General features: G+C 71.9%; 15 protein-coding genes. 6 read left to right on the top strand and 9 right to left on the bottom strand.

Translation table 11 applies throughout. The features are described 5' to 3' along the window. Positions 1-28: 28 nt before the first annotated feature. From EDD29_RS02410 to EDD29_RS02375, 8 genes are all read right to left on the bottom strand, one after another. The gene (locus EDD29_RS02410; protein WP_148085856.1) at positions 29-1,246 is read right to left on the bottom strand and encodes an oxygenase MpaB family protein; all 1,218 of its coding nucleotides are present in this window, start codon (positions 1,244-1,246) and stop codon (positions 29-31) included. A gap of 94 nt (positions 1,247-1,340) precedes the next feature. Continuing rightward, the gene (locus tag EDD29_RS02405; RefSeq protein WP_170201268.1) at positions 1,341-2,189 is read right to left on the bottom strand and encodes a serine/threonine-protein kinase; all 849 of its coding nucleotides are present in this window, start codon (positions 2,187-2,189) and stop codon (positions 1,341-1,343) included. A gap of 200 nt (positions 2,190-2,389) precedes the next feature. Continuing rightward, entirely contained in the window at positions 2,390-4,096 is a 1,707-nt protein-coding gene (locus tag EDD29_RS02400; protein ID WP_123661956.1) for a PucR family transcriptional regulator, read from the bottom strand. A 13-nt stretch (positions 4,097-4,109) separates the two neighbouring features. Then, positions 4,110-4,823, bottom strand: coding sequence for an ABC transporter ATP-binding protein (locus EDD29_RS02395; RefSeq protein WP_123661955.1), 714 nt, complete (start codon positions 4,821-4,823; stop codon positions 4,110-4,112). After that, positions 4,820-5,638, bottom strand: a complete 819-nt coding sequence (locus EDD29_RS02390; RefSeq protein WP_123661954.1) for an ABC transporter ATP-binding protein — start codon at positions 5,636-5,638, stop codon at positions 4,820-4,822. The genes EDD29_RS02395 and EDD29_RS02390 overlap by 4 nt, the downstream gene beginning before the upstream one ends. After that, positions 5,635-7,332, bottom strand: coding sequence for a branched-chain amino acid ABC transporter permease (locus EDD29_RS02385; protein WP_123661953.1), 1,698 nt, complete (start codon positions 7,330-7,332; stop codon positions 5,635-5,637). Before EDD29_RS02385 ends, EDD29_RS02390 begins: the two co-directional genes overlap by 4 nt. Further along, complete coding sequence (locus EDD29_RS02380) at positions 7,329-8,297, bottom strand: branched-chain amino acid ABC transporter permease (protein WP_211359529.1); 969 nt, start codon at positions 8,295-8,297, stop codon at positions 7,329-7,331. Before EDD29_RS02380 ends, EDD29_RS02385 begins: the two co-directional genes overlap by 4 nt. A 75-nt stretch (positions 8,298-8,372) precedes the next feature. Then, entirely contained in the window at positions 8,373-9,584 is a 1,212-nt protein-coding gene (locus tag EDD29_RS02375; protein WP_211359528.1) for a branched-chain amino acid ABC transporter substrate-binding protein, read from the bottom strand. A gap of 410 nt (positions 9,585-9,994) precedes the next feature. On the opposite strand from EDD29_RS02375, the gene EDD29_RS02370 reads away from it, so the two are divergent. After that, positions 9,995-11,236, top strand: a complete 1,242-nt coding sequence (locus EDD29_RS02370) for a PucR family transcriptional regulator (RefSeq protein ID WP_148085855.1) — start codon at positions 9,995-9,997, stop codon at positions 11,234-11,236. A 50-nt stretch (positions 11,237-11,286) separates the two neighbouring features. On the opposite strand, the gene EDD29_RS02365 is transcribed toward EDD29_RS02370, so the two are convergent. Next, complete coding sequence (locus EDD29_RS02365; protein ID WP_123661951.1) at positions 11,287-12,858, bottom strand: PucR family transcriptional regulator; 1,572 nt, start codon at positions 12,856-12,858, stop codon at positions 11,287-11,289. Positions 12,859-12,962: 104 nt separating this feature from the next. Here EDD29_RS02365 and EDD29_RS02360 point away from each other — a divergent pair, with 104 nt between their 5' ends. From EDD29_RS02360 to EDD29_RS02340, 5 genes are read left to right on the top strand one after another with little or no spacing between them, the layout of a single operon-like run. Continuing rightward, complete coding sequence (locus EDD29_RS02360; protein WP_211359527.1) at positions 12,963-13,781, top strand: GNAT family N-acetyltransferase; 819 nt, start codon at positions 12,963-12,965, stop codon at positions 13,779-13,781. Beyond that, entirely contained in the window at positions 13,778-14,890 is a 1,113-nt protein-coding gene (menC, locus tag EDD29_RS02355; protein ID WP_123661950.1) for an o-succinylbenzoate synthase, read from the top strand. Before EDD29_RS02360 ends, menC begins: the two co-directional genes overlap by 4 nt. 51 nt (positions 14,891-14,941) lie before the next feature. Further along, positions 14,942-15,841: an ABC transporter substrate-binding protein gene (locus EDD29_RS02350; protein ID WP_123661949.1), complete on the top strand. Its 900-nt coding sequence runs from the start codon at positions 14,942-14,944 to the stop codon at positions 15,839-15,841. Continuing rightward, positions 15,838-16,653, top strand: coding sequence for an amino acid ABC transporter permease (locus EDD29_RS02345; RefSeq protein ID WP_123661948.1), 816 nt, complete (start codon positions 15,838-15,840; stop codon positions 16,651-16,653). Before EDD29_RS02350 ends, EDD29_RS02345 begins: the two co-directional genes overlap by 4 nt. Continuing rightward, positions 16,650-17,438 carry an amino acid ABC transporter ATP-binding protein gene (locus tag EDD29_RS02340; protein ID WP_123661947.1) on the top strand — a complete coding sequence of 263 codons (789 nt, stop codon included), beginning with the start codon at positions 16,650-16,652 and terminating at the stop codon, positions 17,436-17,438. The genes EDD29_RS02345 and EDD29_RS02340 overlap by 4 nt, the downstream gene beginning before the upstream one ends. Positions 17,439-17,490: the final 52 nt, after the last annotated feature.

The raw sequence follows: 17,490 nt of genomic DNA, 5'->3' as shown, positions 1-17,490 counted from the left end.
GCTCCCGCTCGCCGCTCCCCCGTCTCCGTCACTCCGGGGGGCCGGCGGCGGGGTGGTCGGACGAGGCGTCCACGAGGTCGTGACCGACGCCCAGGCGGGCGGCGGTCGCGGCCGTCGTGGCGTCGATGAAACGCAGCGCGCGGCGGAGTTTGCGGTCCATCCCGCCGGGGACCGCGTGCTGGATCACGTTGACGGCGCGCACCGGGGCCGCCATGACCGCGGGCAGGTGCCGCCACGCGTTGCGCCGGACGCCGAGCCGGTCGGCGATCTGGTCGCCCGCGAAGGTCCGGGCGAGACCGTGCACCATCGGGCGGGCGGTGCGCCGCAGGACGGGCGACAGCGGGCCCGCCTGGCTCGCGAGGTTGTCCGGCATGATCACGTCGAGCAGTTCCGCGACGAGTTCGCGGCTGTAGGCGCTGGGTTCCGCGCCGGTCAGGTGGTAGATCTCCTCGAGTTCGGCGAAGTCCCGCTCGGTCCGGGGCAGGATCCGCGGATCCACCCCCATGAGGTATCCGACATAACGGAAAAGGTGGTGGATCGCCGAGCGTTCCCGTGGCGTGTGCGGGATGCCGAAGCGTCCCATGACGCGCAGCGGGATCAGGCTGAACTCGATGAGGGTGTAGGCGGAGTCGGCCTGGTTGATCGGGTGGCCGAGCTCGGCGGCGTCCCAGGAGCCTTCGGGGAGGCCGGTCAGGATGTGGTGCCGCACGAACGCGTGGATCAGCCGCACCCGGACCGTCGCGGCGACCCCTGGCGCGAACCTCGCGAGGCCGCCCGGACGGGCCGCCGCCCACAGCCACGAGGCCGTCTCGAACGCGCGGACCGCGCCCCGGTCGGTGAAGCGCCGGGTGAGCGCGAGGGGCTCGACCGCGGCCCCGTTGACGTAGCTGCCGACGAGCGAGGCGGTGCCGAGGGCCGTCAGGACGGCGACGGGGTGCCGGCAGTAGGCGTGCGAGGCGAGATCCAGCAGGTCCCGGTCCAGCCACTCCGGTTCGGCGTCGATCTCGGCGAACAGCCGCACCACCGACGCGGGCGCGTCGGGCACCGCCCCGATCCCTTCCGCCAGCGCCCGCCGGATCCGCCGCATCCCGGGGCCCCGCCCCTCCGCCACCAGGTCGGCCACCACCGCGTCCGCGACCGGATCCCCCCACCCGAGCGCCTCCACGAACACCCGCGTCCGCTCCGGATACCGCGCCAGCGCGCCCTCGACCCCGGTCGCTCTCCCGGGAACCACACCGCTCGTCATGCCAGGCACCCTAAGCCAGTAAGCGCTTGCTTGCTAGCCCGGGGCGAGACCTCGCCCGATCACCGCCTGTCGGAGGCGGGGCGGCGCGGGCGCGTCATGCGGCGAGGGCGAAGGGGGCGGGGACGGGGGCCGGGGTGAAGTGCGGACGGCCGCGGCGGGTCCAGCCGAGACCGTAGAGGCGGCGGGCGAGGATCTCCACGGTGCGGAGGAGGGCGTGGGCGGAGTGGACGCGGGCGTCGGGGTCCTTGGCCAGGCCCGCCTTGACGAGGGGCTGGAGGTGGGGGTCGCCGGAGTCGGGGACTGGGCTGTGGAGATGCTGGGCGGCGAGTTCGGCGAGGTAGCGGGCCGGGTAGGGGCGACCGCCGGTGAGGCATTCGTAGAAGACCGCGGTGGCGGCGTAGAGGTCCCAGGAAGGAGTGGCGGGAAGGGCCTGCCACTGTTCGGGGGGCATGTACGCGGGGGTGCCTATCGGGTCGGTCTCGGTGCCGGTGGGGACGGCGATGCCGAAGTCGATCAGGGTGACCTCGCCCTTGGGGCCGACGAGGAGGTTGCCGGGCTTGAGGTCACGGTGCACGATCCCGGCGCGGTGGGTGGCCTCCAGTGCGCGCAGGACGCCCTGGAAGACCAGGAGGGCGGCTTCGGGGGCGAGCGGGCCGGTCTCGGCGAGCAGTTCCTTCAGGGGACGGCCCGGCGCGTGGTCCATGACGAGCGCCGCGGCGTCGCCGTGCTCGAGGTGGTCGAGGAGGCGGACGACGTTCCGGGAGCGCACCGCGGCGAGGTGCCCGGCCTCGATCGCGAACGCGCCGCGCCGGGCTGGATCGGTCAGGTACTTGACGGCCACCCGACGGCCGTCGCGGTCCCGGACCGCGGCGACGACGCGCCCGTGCGCCCCCTCGCCGAGGGTCTCGATGGTGGTGTAACCCGGCGCGCTCCAGCCGTCCATGTCCACGGTCTCCTTTCGACCGTGAACAGCATCCGTCATACGAATCACCCCGCGCCTGAGCACGGAGTACCGGTCTGCCCGGACGCCCGGGACAAACGGCTCTACGGCCCGGGACTTCCGACACGGGACACCATAAGTACTGAAATCGGTCACCTGACACAGATGCCGCCGAAACACAGATGCCGCCGAAACCGGAGGCGTCAGGGCTCGCGGCGCGCCGCGCGGAGCTGGAGCATCGCCAGCAGCCTCCGGTCGGGATCGGCCAGATCGAGCCCGGTCAGGGCCACCGCGCGGCGCACCCGGTGCCGCAGCGTGTTGGGGTGGACGTGGAGCCCTTCGGCGACCTTGGCCACGTCGCCGAACGCGTCGAGGTAGAGCAGCAGGGAGCGGGCGAGGTCGGTGCCGTGCCGCGCGTCGTGCCGGACCAGCAGGTCCAGCGACGGGTCCCGGACGGCCGGGTCGCGGAACAGCCCCACGATCTCGTCGAGCACGACCGAGGCGTGCAGTTCCTCGAAGGTGGCCACGGCGCGGTCGCCCATCCGGACCATCGACTCGAGCATCCGGTCGGCGCTCAGCCGGGCGGCGGGCACCTCCTCCATCCCGGAGACGACCCGCGCGATGGCGGCCTGCACGGGGGTGCCGAGGTTCTGCCGCAAGGCGCTGACGAGCCCTTGGACCCACCGGGTGACCGCGGCCCCGTCCGTCGTCCCCGACGTCTCGGGCAGGAGCAGATAGACGCGTCCCGCAAGGTGCGTCACCAAGGCGAGCTGACGGTACGCGGCGGCGTACACCGAGACGATCTCGGTGGTCCGGGCGTCGCGCAGCTCCCGGCGGGAGGGGTCCACCTGCTCCGCCGGGGCTCTCGGGTCGATGGCGATGACCGTCATCTGCGCGCAAGGGTCGAGGCCGAGGTGCCCGACGACGGCGCCGGCCGGGACCCGCCCGTCGATGAGGGCCCCGGCCAGGTCCTCCCGAAGGCCGGCCGCCAAGGACGCCTCACCCCGGTAGCGGACAAGGTGGAGGGCCGCGAGCCGCGCAGAGCCGCGCAGCACCTCCGAGGTGCGCGGCGACAGCGGGGACAGGCCCCTCTGCACCCAGATGGTGCCGAGCAGCCTTGACCCCGCCCGGACGGCCGCCACCACGCGGGGCCGTAGCCCGAGCTCCTCGTACGCGGGCACGTCGACGATCTCCTCACCCGCCCGCAGCCGTTGGTAGACGCCCCACTCGCGCAGCACCGAGAGGTACCGCTCGGGGCAGTTGCGGGTGAGGATCGACTCCCTGCGCATGTCGTCGGCGCCGTCGTCGGACTTGGAATAGGCGACGACGTGGTTGGCGGAGTCCTCGATGGCCACGATCCCGCCCGTCAGGGTGGCGATCGTCTGCGCGAGCGAGAACAGGTCGCCGTGGGAGTCGCCGGGGTCGAGGCCCGGGAGCATCACCGCGTTGCCGACGACGGCCTGCGCGACGGTCTCGACCTGTTCCCACCTGGCCTGCGCGGTGAGCGTCAGCAGGGCCACCCCGGCGGCCTCCGCGGTCTCCAGGAGCCGCTCGGTCCCGTCGCCCGGGCGGAGCGCGACGGCGGTCGCGCCGTCCCGCCCCGCGGCGCGCACCAGCCCGTCGGCGGCCGCGCCGCGCACCCCGATCGCCAGCACGAGGGCGCCCGCGGGGTGCGTCGCCTCGTCGCCGGGCTCGGTGATCACCACATCGGTGAGCGGGACGTCGGTGCCGCGCGGCGCGACGACCAGCACGGCGAGCGGGCCGAGCGCGGTGAGGGCGTCGCGCAGCCGCGACGGCTCCTCACCGCGCGCGAGTCCGCGCAGCGCCAGCCCCCGCGCCGGCAGCCCTCCGCCGGCGGGCGGTTCACCCGACGGAGGTTCGTCCGACGGCGGTCCCGGCAGTCCTCGCATCGGCGCTCGCCGCCTAGTCCTCGCCGAGGTAGGCCTTGCGGACCTCCTCGTCGTGCCGCAGTTCCTCGCCGGTGCCCGAGAGCACCAGGGAGCCGGTCTCCATGACATGGCCCTGGTCGGCGAGGGCGAGGGCGGCCTGGGCGTTCTGCTCGACGAGCAGGATCGTCATGCCGTCTTCGCGCAGCGCCCCGACCGTCCTCATGATCTGCTGGGTCATCAGCGGGGACAGGCCCATCGAGGGCTCGTCCAGCAGGAGCAGCCTGGGCCGGCACATGAGGGCGCGGCCCATGGCGAGCATCTGCTGCTCGCCGCCGGACAGCGTGCCCGCCGCCTGCCTCCTGCGCTCGCCCAGGACCGGGAACATGTCGTACGCCCGTTGGACGTCCTCGGCTACGCCGGGGTCCTTGCGCAGGTAGGCGCCGAGGAGAAGGTTCTCCTCGATGGTCATCTTCGGGAAGATGTGCCTGCCTTCCGGCGAGTGGGCGAGGCCGAGCGTGACGACCTGGTGCGGGCGCATGCCGTCGAGGCGCTTCCCGTCGAAGACGACGGTCCCGGACACGGGCTTGAGCAGCCCGGAAAGGGTGCGCATCGTGGTCGTCTTGCCCGCGCCGTTCGTGCCGATGAGGGTGACGATCTCGCCTTCCCCGACAGAGAACGAGATGCCCTTCACCGCTCGGACCTTGCCGTAGGCGACCTGAAGGTCCTCGACCTCCAACAGAGCGCTCATTGCCCCTCCCCGGCTTCCGTGGACGCCACGGGCGTCTCCTCATGAGGGGTACCGATGTAGGCCGCGATGACCCGTTCGTCGGCGCGGACCGTCTCGGCGTTCCCCTCGACGAGCTTGCGGCCCTGGGTGAGCACGATGATGCGCTCGCACAGGTTGAAGATGAACCGCATGTCGTGCTCGATGACGACGACGGCGAGGCCCCGGTCCCGGATGGCGAAGACCAGTTCCATGGTCTCCCGCGTCTCCTGGGGGTTCATGCCCGCCGTGGGCTCGTCCAGGAGGAGCACTCCCGGGTCCGACGCCAGCGCGCGCGCTATCTCGAGCCGCCTTTGGTCGCCGTAGGGCAGGTTGCGGGCGAGGGCCTCGGAGTGCCGGGCGATACCGGTGAACTCCAGCAGCTCCCTGGCCTTGTCCCTGGCCTCGGCCTCGGTCCTGCGGTAGCGGGGGCCGCGGCCGATGGCGGAGAACAGCCCTTCCTTGAGCCGGACGTGCCGGCCCACCATGACGTTCTCCAGGACCGTCATGTTGGGGAAGAGACGGATGTTCTGGAATGTCCGGGAGACGCCCGCCGCGGTCACGTCGTAGGGCCGCTTGGGGAGGCGCTTCCCCTTGTAGAGGATCTCGCCTTCGGTCGGCGTGTACAGACCCGTCAGGCAGTTGAAGAACGTGGTCTTCCCCGCGCCGTTCGGGCCGATCAGGCCGACGATCTCGCCGTGCCCGACCGACAGGTCGACGCCGTCGACGGCGGTGAGGCCGCCGAACCGCATCGTGACGCCCCGGACGTCGAGGATCGGCCCGTCGTTGGACGCGCTCATGCCTTCACCCCCGCGGGCTCCCGGCCGACGGCGGCGTGCGCCTCTGCGTCGGCGATCTCTTCCTCGTGGAACTCGAGACGCGCCTGCCTGCTGGGCACCAGGCCCTCCGGGCGCAGCCGCATCATGAGGATGAGCGTCGCGCCGAACAGCAGGAGCTGCTTGTCGGCGAAGAACTCGAACTTCTCCGGCACCACGAACAGCAGGAAGCCGCCGACGAGCGGTCCGCTGACCGTGCCCATGCCGCCCAGCACCACGGCCGCCAGCAGGAACGCCGAGTTCGGCGGGGCGGTGCTGAGGAACTGGTACTGGTCGGGCGTCACGGTGGTCGTCACATGCGCCTGGACGGTCCCGGCGAGCCCGGCGAGGGCGGCGCCGAGCCCGAAGGCCAGGAGCTTGAACCGGTAGCCGTTGATGCCCATCGCCTCGGCCGCGGTCTCGTCCTCGCGGATGGCGACCCAGGCGCGGCCGATCCGGGAGTCGGCGACGCGGTGGAAGACGAACACCACGAACGCGATCACCGCGATGAGCAGCAGGTAGTAGTTGGCGAACCTGCCGATCGTCAGCCCGAGGAAGTGGTGCTCCTCGCCGAAGTCGTAGCCGAGGACCACGAGGTCGGGGATGTTGGGGATGCCGTTCGGGCCGTTGGTGACGTGCGGCCCGGAGATGCCGTCCAGGTTGTTGACGAGGATCCGGAAGATCTCCCCGAACCCGAGCGTCACGATGGCGAGGTAGTCGCCGCGCACGCGCAGCGTGGGCGCGCCGATGATGACGCCCGCGATGACCGCGACGACCATGCCGGCGAGCATCGCCGCCCAGAACGGCAGCGGCTCCCCCGCGAAGCGCGAGTACGTGGAGCCCGACACCAGGGCGGCGACGTAGGCGCCGACGCCGAGGAAGGCCACGTAGCCGAGGTCGAGCAGGCCGGACAGGCCGACCACGATGTTCAGGCCGAGGGCGACCGCACCGAAGACGAGGATGTTGGCGGCCAGGGACGTGTAGGCGTCTCCGGTCTGCACCAGCGCGAACCCCACGGCGGCGACGAGGGCCGCGACGCCCGTCGCGTAACGCCGCCGCGTGAACATGTCCTTGACGGGCCCGGGAAGGCCGCTCTCCTTGACGGCCCGTACGGCGAAGCCGGCGGCGAGGCAGAAGGCGAGGAACTGCTCGGTGTGCTCGGTGGCCAGCCCGTAGCTGAGCAGGAGCATCCCGCCGAAGACGAGCACCAGGACGGCGGCGATCTCGACCGCGGCGGGGAGCCGCCAAGCGATCGGGACCGCTTCGCCGTCGGCCGGCAGGGCCAGTGCGCCCGCGAGAGCGAGCAGGGACCCTACTGCCGCGACATACGCGCCGGGCTCCCAGTTGGCGACGCCGCCGAGTTCCCACGCGATGGCCGCGACGCCGTACAGGGTGCACGCCGCGACGCCGAAGCAGGCGCCGCGTAGTGCGCGCGCCGCACGACCCGCAGGGAGGACGGCGAAGCGCGGCCCGCTCAACGCGGCGACCGCGAAGAGGAGGGCGAGGACCGCGGACACCAGCGTGATGAGCTGGTTGCCCGCCGGGTAGAACGCGACGGTCAGATCGCCGGGGAAGGACGACGTCCAGGTCCACGGGAGCATCGTCGAGCCGAGGACGAGGGCCGCGCCCGCCGCGGCGAGCGCGGCGGCGGTCTTGAAGGGGAGCCGCACGAGGGTCATGCCCTGTCCCCCGTTCTTTCTCCGAGCAGGCCCTGCGGACGCACCAGGAGGACGAGGATCAGGATGACGAACGCCCACACGTCCTTCCAGGCGCCGCCGCCGAACTGCGCGACCGCGTCGAGGTAGCCGAGGCCGCCGGCCGCGAGGGACTCCACGACGCCGAGGACGATCCCGCCCAGCATGGCGCCGTACACGTTGCCGATGCCGCCGAGCACCGCCGCGGTGAACGCCTTGAGGCCCGCGATGAAGCCCATCTCGTAGGTGAGCTGGCCGTACCGCAGCCCGTGCGCGAGCCCCGCCACGGCGGCGAGGGACGCGCCGATGACGAACGCGATGACGATGATGCGGTCGGTGTCGATGCCCATGAGGCCCGCGGTGTCCGGGTCCTGGGCGGTCGCCTGCATGGCGCGCCCGGTCCGGGTCCTGCGGACGAAGTAGGCGAGCACGAGCATCGCGACGAGCGCGAGCACGAGGGTCAGGACGTCCGCCCATTGGAGGGTGACGCCGCCGATCTCCAGGGCCTCGCCCGGGAGCTGCGGGAACACCTGGGGCTGCTTGGCCCCGAGGGTCAGGCCGTCGGCGCCGTTCGTCGGCCAGTACAGGAAGACGAGCTGCTGGACGAAGATAGCCAGGCCGATCGCGGTGATCAGCGGGGCGAGGCGCGGCGCGTTGCGCAGCGGGCGGTAGGCGAACCGCTCGGCCCCCACCGCGGCGAGCACCGAGATCGCCACACCGCCGATCAGCATGATCGGCAGAGCGAGCCACAGCGACATGTGCTGGAGCGGGGGGATCCAGGCGTACATGGCGAGCGCGCCGAATCCGCCGAGCATGAAGATCTCGCCGTGCGCGAAGTTGATCAGTTGGACGATGCCGTAGACCATCGTGTATCCGACGGCGATCAGTCCGTACATGGCGCCGAGGACGACGCCGCTGGTGATGAGCTGCATCAGCTCGGTCAGACTCACCCGAATCCTCCGGTGTTTCGTTTCGGGAGGAGGGGCGCCCGTCGCGCCGTTGCGCCGCGCGCCCCTCCGGGTGGGTCAGCTCTGCTCAAGGACGGTCCACTTGCCGTCCTTGACGATGTTGAGGGTGACGTCGTAGTTCTTGTTGTCGCCGAACTCGTCGTAGGCGATCGGGCCGGTCAGGCCGTCGAAGGAGACCGTCTGGACCGCGTCGGTCACGGCCTTGCGCAGACCGTCCGCCGGCACCTTGCCGCCGTTGGCCTCGACCGCGGCCTTGACGCCCTGGAGGATCGACTGGACGGCGTCGTAGGTGTACGGGCCGAAGATGCCGTAGGGCTCGGTGTGCCCGGCGGCGGTGTAGGCCTCGATGAACTTCTTCTGCGCGTCGGTGTCCCCGATCGGACGGGCGGCCGTGGTGGCCACGTCGCCTTCGGCGGCCTCGCCGGCGAGCTTGATGTACTCGGCGTCGAAGACGGCGTCGCAGCCGAGCACCGGCACGTCGACGCCCGCGGCCTTGAGCTGCTTGGACAGCGGGCCGGCCTGCGGGTACTCGCCGCCGTAGACGACGGCCTTGGCGCCGGAGTTCTTGATGTTGCTGACGACCGCGGAGAAGTCGGTGTCCTTCTCGCCGATCTGCTGCTTCAGGACGACCTTTCCGCCGAGTTCCTCGAACTTGGCGGCGAACTTGGTGGCGACGCCGAGGCCGTAGACCTTGCCGTCGTTGACCGTCGCGACCTCCTTGACGCCGAGTTCCTCGATGAGGTACTTCGACAGCTCGGGCGCCTCATTGGTGTCCGTGGTGACCGTGCGGAAATAGGTCGGGAACTGACGGGCGGGGGCCTCGACGTCCTTCTCACCGCGGGTCAGGGTCGGGTTGGTGTTCGCGCCGGAGATCTGCACGAGGTCGGCGTCGGCCAGTGTCGGCATCATCGACAGCGAGACGCTGGAGTTGTAGGCCCCGACCACGCCGACGACGTCCTTGTCGGCCACGAACGCCGCGGCGTTCTGCTGGCCGATGCTCGGGGTCGCCTGGTCGTCCTTGGCGACGAGCTCGAAGGTGACGCCCGGGACCAGCTTGCCGTCGTTGGCGTCCTTGACCGCGAGCTCCGCCGAGTGCTGCATGCCGAGGCCGACGGCCGCGAGGGCGCCGGTCAGGGGGGCGTCGAACGCGATCTTCAGGGTGGTCGAGGCGGAGTCGGCGGACTCCTCGCCGCGCGAGCCGCAGGCGGTGAGCGCGAGTGCGCCGGCCAGCAGCGTCACGCCGAGCCGAAGCATCGGACCGTTGCGCATTTATTGCTCCTTAGGGGGGACCCCGGACGGGGCCTCGATGGACGGGGCGTCCACCGGTCGGGGAGAGGGTCGGGCAAACCCTAGGGAGCGATTCCGGCTCAGCCCTTGTCCACTCGGACAACGTGTTCCGGGCAACGGTGTCCGACCGGCCAATGCCAGACCCGCGGCGCTCTTTCGCCCCGGACAACGGTCTGATCAGGGCAAAGATCTTTCCCTGACCGTAACGGCGGCGAAATGGCCCGGCACTACCCGACTCCGCTTCGTCGCGGACGACGGCAATTGTCGGAGCGCACAAAGGGGAGGACTCCTGGCCCGTTCCATCTCGACGAACCCGCGCGCTGTCCCGGTTCTCCCGGGGCGGAATTCCGCGCCTCTCACCGTGCTCTCATGTTGGTCTCTATCCTTGTCGCGTGGACCAACCCCCCTCAGGCGCCCGGTCCGGTGGTGGTGACCTGTTCGCCCTTGCCCGGTCCGTCGCGACCGTGAGCGGTGGCCTTGTCGTCATCGAGGACGCCGCGCACCAGGTGATCGCCTACTCGCCGTCGGCCGAGGGCGCCGACGCCGTCCGGCTGCGCACCATCCTCGACCGGGCCTGCCCGCGCGCGGTGGTGGAGGCGCTGCGCGCGGACGGCGTCCTCCAGCGGCTCGCGGCGCGCGAAGAAGTCGTCGAAGTGGCCACCGGGGCGGAGATGCGCCCGAGGATGGCCATCGGGGTCTCGGCGGGCAGCCGCCCGCTCGGCTCGATCTGGGTGCAGGAGGCCGAGCTGCCGCTCGACCCGCAGACCCCCAACGCGCTGGTGGGCGCCGCCCGGATCGCCGCCCGGCTGCTCCTGGACAACGCCTACGGCGGCGCCGCGGAGGTGCAGGAGGCCAACCGCGCGAACCTCACGCACGGGCTGCTCACCGGGCGCTTCCCCGCCGCGTCCCTCGCCGCGCAGCTGGGCGTCGACCCCGCGTCGTCGGCCGCGGTCGTCGGCATCGACCTGCGCGACACCGCCGAGGAGTCCCAGCGGGAGCTGGACCTCGCCGAGGCGCGCGAACTCGTCGCCGTGCACGCCGCCGCCTACCGGCGCAACGCCATGATCGCCGAGGCGTGCGGGCAGATCTACGTGATGTTGCCGGGCTGCCCGGAGGACGACAGGGCGCTGCTGTCCTGGACCGCAGAGGCCGTCGCCGGGCTGCGGCGGCACATCGGGCACCCGGTCCAGGCCGCCTACGCCGGAATCGCGCCGCGGCTGGACGACATCCCCGACTTCAAGCGGGTCGCCTGCCGGATCCTCCAGGTCGCCGCGGAACGCCCCGACCAGGCGGTCACCTCGCACACCGACGTGCGGTCGGCGCTGCTGCTGCGCGAGATGCTCGACGTGCTGGGCAGGCACGGCGTCCACCACCCCGCCCTGGAGGGGCTCGTGGCCGCCGACACCCGCCAGGGCACCGACCTCGCCGTCTCGCTACGCCACTACCTCGACGCCTTCGGCGACGTCGCTCAGGCCGCCCAGGTCCTCCACGTCCACCCCAACACCCTCCGCCACCGCGTCCGCCGCGCCACCGACCTCACCGGTCTCGACCTCGACGACCCGGACGAGCGCCTCGCCGCGACCGTCATGCTCCGCATGCTGACCGCCCCCGCCGACTCCCCCGTGATCCCCTGACCCGTCCCGCGCGACCCGGCCGGGCCCCGGCCACGGGCCTTGACGAGGGATCACCGCGACGCCGGAGGCGGCGCCAAGCGCAGCTGGAGCCAGAGGACGAGGCGGGTGTCGGGGTCGGTGAGGTCCAGGGTGAAGAGTTCGGCGGCCCGGGTGAGGCGGTAGCGGAGGGTGTTGGGGTGGACGGTGAGGGCCTCCGCCGCGGCGCGGATGTCGCCGTCCGCGTTGAAGTAGGCGAGGAACGTCTCGGCGTAGGTGGTCTTGTGGGCGGTGTCGTGGGCGCGGACGGCGGGGCCCGCGCCTTCGGCGAGGCGCGGGAGGGCCGGGAGGGCGTGCCCGAGGTCCAGGAGGGTGACGGTCGGGCGGATCTCGTCGATCGTCGCGACCGGGCACTCCTCGGCGGCGAGGACCCGCAGGACGGTGTCGGCGTCCCGGCGGGAGGCCGAGGCGCGGTCCAGGCGGGGCACGACGGAGCCGAGGGCCGCCTTGACGGGGAGCTGGAGCGCCCGCTCGGCGCGCGCGGTCACGTCGGCCACGAAGTCGCGCTTCGCCTCTCCGGGCAGGAGTGCGTAGACGACGCCGTCGAGGAGGGCGCATCCGTGCCTGCCGAAGTGGGCCTCGCAGTGGAGGCTCACAAGGTCGATCAGCTGGAGTGACGCGCGGGCGATCCAAGACTCGTCGTGGCCTGCGGCGTTCACGTGGAAGGCCGCCACGACGGCCGGGGCGTCCAGGGAGAGCCCGAGCTGAGGGGCCACGATGGGCGCGCTCTCCGGGTCTTCCAAGAGGCGGTGCAGGAGGTCGCCGCGCTGGCGGCGGGCCAGGTCGTGGGAGGTCCTCGCGCGCAGGAGGTGCAGCGCGGCTATGCGCCCGGCGTCTTCCAGCGCCCTGAAGGCGTCCTCGCCGAGATCGCCTTCGGCCTCGACCACCCAGATCGAGCCGAGGAGTTCGCCTCCGGCCCGGACCCCTACGGCGAGCCTGGACAGCCCGCCTACGCCGGACGGGAAGCGCAGTGCCTTATGGGTCCGCGCGAGTTCGCGGTACTGCGGGACGTTCTCCTCCAGATATGGGACGTGGAGGCCGAGGATGCCCTGGCGGCGCTCCTCGTCGATCGGCTGCCCGCGCAGGGTCGAGTAGGCGAGGATCCGCTGGTAGGGGTCCTCGATGGCCGTCGCGCCGCCGACGGCTCCGGCGATCGCGTTGGCGAGGGAGAAGAGGTCTCCGGCGTGGGAGCCCGCGGGGGCTCCCCCGCGTGGGGCGGCGACCGCGGTGAGCGCGGAGCCGATCAGCGCGTCGAGCTGCTGCCAGGCGACCTCGTCGTCGGCGCACAGCAGGGCGAGCCCGGCGTCCCCGGCGGCTTGGGCGAGCTCGCCGAGCGCAGCGCCGTAGCGCTTGATCACGAGCCCCGCGAAGCCCGCCCGAGCGGCCTCCGGCAGCAGCGCGCGGCCCTCCGAAGGCGGGACCCCGACGGCGAGGAGGAGCGCCCCGTCCATCCTGGGCAGCGGGGCGCGGGGCTCGTAGAGCAGGGTTCCGGCCACCGGGATCTCGGTGCCGCGGGGGGCGGTCACGACGCTGATCGGTTCCGCGCCCAGCGCTTCTACCAGGTGTTCGAGGGTCGAGGCGGGCACGAACGCCAGGGTATGCGGCTTTTGGCCTATCCGATAAATCACTTTTGTCACCTTTGGCCAATCAGCTAAAGCAGGGTTGCCGTTGGGTTGACGAGAGTGGAACCGTGCTCAATCCATCTCCCTCCGATCTCGCCCACCGGCAGGCCGACGCCGCCGCCGGCGCCGCAGGGGTGCGCGTGGAGGCGGTCGAGGACCCGGCCCGGCTGCACGCCGTCGCGCGGCTGCTCGCCGAGGTCTGGGAGACCCCTCCGGGCGAGGACCCCCTGCCGGTCGACGTCCTGCGGTCCGCCGCCCACGCGGGCGGCGCGATCCACGCCGCCTTCGGCCCGCAGAGCATGATCGGCGCGAGCGCCGCGATCTGGGGCCCGCCCGAGGCGCGCGACGTCTACTCGCTGATCGCCGGGGCGCACCGCACCGGCGGCGGCGTCGGCTACGCGCTCAAGCTCGCCCAGCGCGCCTGGGCCATGGAGCGCGGCGCCCGGACGATCACCTGGACCTACGATCCGCTGATCCGCCGCAACGCCTGGTTCAACCTGGTCAAGCTCAGCGCGACCGCCCCCGAGTACACCGTCGACTTCTACGGCCCCATGAACGACGGGTTCAACGCCGGAGACGAGTCCGACAGGCTCACCGTCCGCTGGCGGCTCGACGCCTTCCGGCCGGGCCGCGCCACCGATCCCGAGCCGCGCCCCGCGCCCGAGCCCGACCTCGCGCCCGACGGTCTGCCCTACCTCGCCCGCCGCGGCGCCGACGTGTGGTGCCGCGTGCCCGAGGACATCCTCGCCGTCCGCGCCGCCGACCGGGGCCTGGCCCTCGCCTGGCGCCGGGCCGTCCGCGAGGTCTTCCTGTCCGCCGAAGGGCTGTCCGCCGTGTCGATCTCGCGCGACGGCTGGTACCACCTGACCCACGAGGAGACCCCGTGAGGATCGAGAACGTCGAGCTGATCTCCATCGAGGTGCCTCTGGTCGGGGCCTTCCGCACCTCCTTCGGCACCGACACCGTCCGCTCGACCTTCCTGCTGCGCGTCGGCACCGACGAGGGCGAGGGCTGGGCGGAGTTCGCGGGCGACCCCGACCCCCTGTACTGCGCGGAGTTCAACGCCTCCGCCGAACTCGCCCTGCGCGACCACCTGATCCCCCGCGTCGCGGCGCTGGGCGACGGCGTCACGGCCGCCAAGGTCGGCCCCGCGGTGCAGCCGGTCAAGGGACACCGCCTGGCGAAGGCCGTACTGGAGACCGCCCTCCTGGACGCCGAACTGCGCTCCTACGGGATGTCGTTCGCGACCCACCTCGGGTCGGTGAAGGACCGGGTCCCTTCCGGCGTCTCCGTCGGGATCATGGACTCGATCCCTGAACTGCTGGCCGCCGTCGAGGGCTACCTCGCCGACGGCTACCTGCGGATCAAGCTCAAGATCGAGCCGGGCTGGGACGTCGAGGCGGTCCGCGCCGTGCGCGAGACCTTCGGCGACGACCTGCTGCTCCAGGTGGACGCCAACTGCGCGTACTCGCTGACCGACGCCGAGCACCTGCGCGGGCTGGACGACTACGGCCTCCTCCTCATCGAGCAGCCCCTGGAGGAGGACGAGCTGCGCGGCCACGCCGAGCTGTCCAAGCTCGTCCGCACGCCGATCTGCCTCGACGAGTCGATCACCTCGGCCAGGGACGCCGCCACCGCGATCGCCCTCGGCGCCTGCCGGGTGATCAACATCAAGCCCGCGAGGGTCGGCGGTTACCTCGAGGCCCGCCGGATCCACGACCTCTCGGTGGCCAACGGCATCCCCGTCTGGTGCGGCGGCATGTTGGAGACCGGGGTCGGGCGCTCGGCGAACCTCGCCCTGGCCGCGCTCCCGGGCTTCGTCCTTCCCGGCGACACCTCCGCCTCGGCCCGCTACTACGCCGAGGACCTGACCGAGCCCTTCGTCCTGGAGGACGGGCACATCGCGGTGCCCGACGGACCGGGCACCGGCGTCACCGTCCGTCCCGACTCCCTGGCCAAGGTCACGACCGGACGCCGCGAGCTGTACGCGCGCTAAGAGACCTCCTCCCACCCGCCCTCCCTGTAGTTCGCAAGAAGGAAGCCCCACATGAACCTCTTCTCCCGACGCCTCTTCGGCGCGGCCGTCGCGGCCGCCCTCGTCGCCGGGTCCGTCGCGGCCTGCGGCGGCGACTCCACGGAGGAGGCGGACACCGCGAAGCCCGCGGGTTCGGCCGCCCCGCTGTACGCCGAACTGCCCGCGGACCAGCAGAAGGCCGGCAAGATCGTCGTCGGCTCCGACATCGCCTATGCGCCGATGGAGTACTTCGACACCGACGGCGAGACCGTCCTCGGCTTCGACAAGGAGCTGGGCGACAAGCTCGGTGCGCAGCTCGGCGTCGAGTTCGAGTTCCAGTCCGCGTCCTTCGACGGTCTGATCACCTCGCTGAAGTCGGGCCGCTTCGACCTCGTGATGTCCGGCATGTCGGACACCAAGGAGAGGCAGGCCGAGGTCGACTTCGTCGACTACTACGTCGCCGGCGCCATGATGCTCGTCAAGAAGGGCAACCCCGAGGGCCTGGCCACGCTGGCCGACCTGTGCGGCAAGACCATCGCCGTCCAGCGCGGGACGACCCAGGAGGGCTACGCGCAGGAGCAGAGCGCCCAGTGCGAGAAGGACGGCGGTCAGAAGATCGACATCCTGTCCTTCGACCGCGAGACCGAGGCGATGCTCCAGATCAAGCAGGGCCGCGCCGTCGCGGGCCTCCAGGACTACCCGGTCGCCACCTACAACGTCCGCGAGTCCGGCGGCGAGTACGAGGTCGTCGGTGAGCAGATCCAGGCCGGGCCGCTCGGCATCGCCGTCGACAAGGCGGACACCGCGCTCCGCGACGTCGTCCAGAAGGCGCTCGCCGCCATCATCGCCAACGGCGAGTACGGCGAGCTCATCGACAAGTGGGAGATCCCGGCCGGCGCCGTCACCGAGGCCGAGATCAACGCGGGCACGTGAACGACACGATGATCAAGGCGGTCCCGGTCCGCCACCACAGCCGCTGGATCTTCCTGGCGATCATCGTCGCCGGCGCCGCGGTCACCGTCCGCGCCCTCATGGGCGCCGACATCGACTACGACGTCACGCTGGAGTTCCTCACCGCGGAGAACGTGCTCAAGGGCCTGTGGAGCACGCTGTGGATCAGCGTGCTCGCGCAGGTGGTCGGCATCGTCCTCGGCGTCGTCGCCGCGGTGATGGCCGGATCCCGCTTCGTCGAGGTCCGCGCCGTCTCCGCCCTCTACGTGTGGCTGTTCCGCGGCACCCCGGTGCTGGTCCAGCTCCTGCTCTGGTACAACCTGTCGCTCGTCGTGGACACGGTGACGATCCCGGGCGTCGGAAGCTGGGAGACGAACTCCCTCATCACCCCGTTCGTCGCGGCCCTGCTCGGCCTCGGCATCAACGAGGGCGCCTACATGGCGGAGATCGTCCGGGCCGGGATCTCCTCGGTCGACAAGGGGCAGAGCGAGGCCGCCCAGGCGCTCGGCCTGTCCCCCGCCCACACGATGCGGCGGGTCGTCCTGCCGCAGGCGATGCGGGTCATCGTGCCGCCGACGGGCAACCAGTTCGTCAGCATGCTCAAGACCAGCTCGCTCGCCTACGCCATCCAGTACGGCGAGCTGCTCCAGTCGGCGGTGCGGGTCTACACCAACAACCTGATGATCGTCGAGCTGCTGCTCACGGTCTCGATCTGGTACCTGGTGCTGACCACGATCGCCACGGTCCTCCAGAGGTTCCTGGAGAGGCGCTACTCCAAGGGGGTCCAGCGATGACCGTCGACATCCCCGTCGCGCGCAGGGTGCCGATCGTCCGGGCGCGGGGCGTGCGCAAGAGCTTCGGCGAGCACGAGGTGCTCTCCGGCATCGACCTTGAGGTCGCCCCCGGCGAGGTCTCCTGCATCATCGGCCCTTCGGGCTCCGGCAAGTCGACGTTCCTGCGGTGCGTCAACCACCTGGAGCGGATCGACGGAGGCCGGCTCGAGGTGAACGGCCATCTCATCGGCTACAAGGAGAAGGCCGGGAAGCTCTACGAGCTGCGTGAGAAGGAGGTCGCCGCGCAGCGCCGGGAGATCGGCATGGTCTTCCAGCGCTTCAACCTCTTCCCGCACATGACGGCGCTGCAGAACATCATGGAGGCTCCCGTCCGGGTGAAGGGCGAGGCCAAGGCGACCGCGCGCGCACGCGCGCTGCGCCTGCTCGACCGGGTCGGACTGGGGTCGCGCGGTGACGCCTACCCCGCCCGGCTCTCCGGCGGCCAGCAGCAGCGCGTCGCGATCGCCCGCGCGCTGGCGATGGAGCCGACGCTGATGCTCTTCGACGAGCCCACCTCCGCGCTCGACCCCGAGCTGGTCGGCGAGGTCCTGGACGTCATGCGCGACCTGGCCGCCGACGGCATGACGATGCTCGTGGTCACGCACGAGATCGGCTTCGCCCGTGAGGTCGCCGACTCGCTGGTCTTCCTCGACGGCGGCGTCGTCGTGGAGTCCGGCAAGCCCCGCGAGGTCCTGGCCGCCCCGACGCAGGAGCGCACCCGCGCGTTCCTGTCGAAGGTCCTCTGAACCAGGACGCTCCGCAGGACCCCGAGGGCCCCGTCCGCCGCGCTCCCCCGCG

It is taken from the genome of Actinocorallia herbida (assembly GCF_003751225.1).
Classification (GTDB): domain Bacteria; phylum Actinomycetota; class Actinomycetes; order Streptosporangiales; family Streptosporangiaceae; genus Actinocorallia; species Actinocorallia herbida.
This window is presented reverse-complemented; position numbering and strand designations above follow the sequence as displayed.

Bases quoted from the DNA above. Each gene is read 5' to 3' on its own strand.
- EDD29_RS02410 (WP_148085856.1), bottom strand. From the start codon at position 1,246: ATGACGAGCGGTGTGGTTCCCGGGAGAGCGACCGGGGTCGAGGGCGCG.
- EDD29_RS02405 (WP_170201268.1), bottom strand. From the start codon at position 2,189: ATGGACGGCTGGAGCGCGCCGGGTTACACCACCATCGAGACCCTCGGC.
- EDD29_RS02400 (WP_123661956.1), bottom strand. From the start codon at position 4,096: ATGCGAGGACTGCCGGGACCGCCGTCGGACGAACCTCCGTCGGGTGAA.
- EDD29_RS02395 (WP_123661955.1), bottom strand. From the start codon at position 4,823: ATGAGCGCTCTGTTGGAGGTCGAGGACCTTCAGGTCGCCTACGGCAAG.
- EDD29_RS02390 (WP_123661954.1), bottom strand. From the start codon at position 5,638: ATGAGCGCGTCCAACGACGGGCCGATCCTCGACGTCCGGGGCGTCACG.
- EDD29_RS02385 (WP_123661953.1), bottom strand. From the start codon at position 7,332: ATGACCCTCGTGCGGCTCCCCTTCAAGACCGCCGCCGCGCTCGCCGCG.
- EDD29_RS02375 (WP_211359528.1), bottom strand. From the start codon at position 9,584: ATGCGCAACGGTCCGATGCTTCGGCTCGGCGTGACGCTGCTGGCCGGC.
- EDD29_RS02350 (WP_123661949.1), top strand. From the start codon at position 14,942: ATGAACCTCTTCTCCCGACGCCTCTTCGGCGCGGCCGTCGCGGCCGCC.
- EDD29_RS02340 (WP_123661947.1), top strand. From the start codon at position 16,650: ATGACCGTCGACATCCCCGTCGCGCGCAGGGTGCCGATCGTCCGGGCG.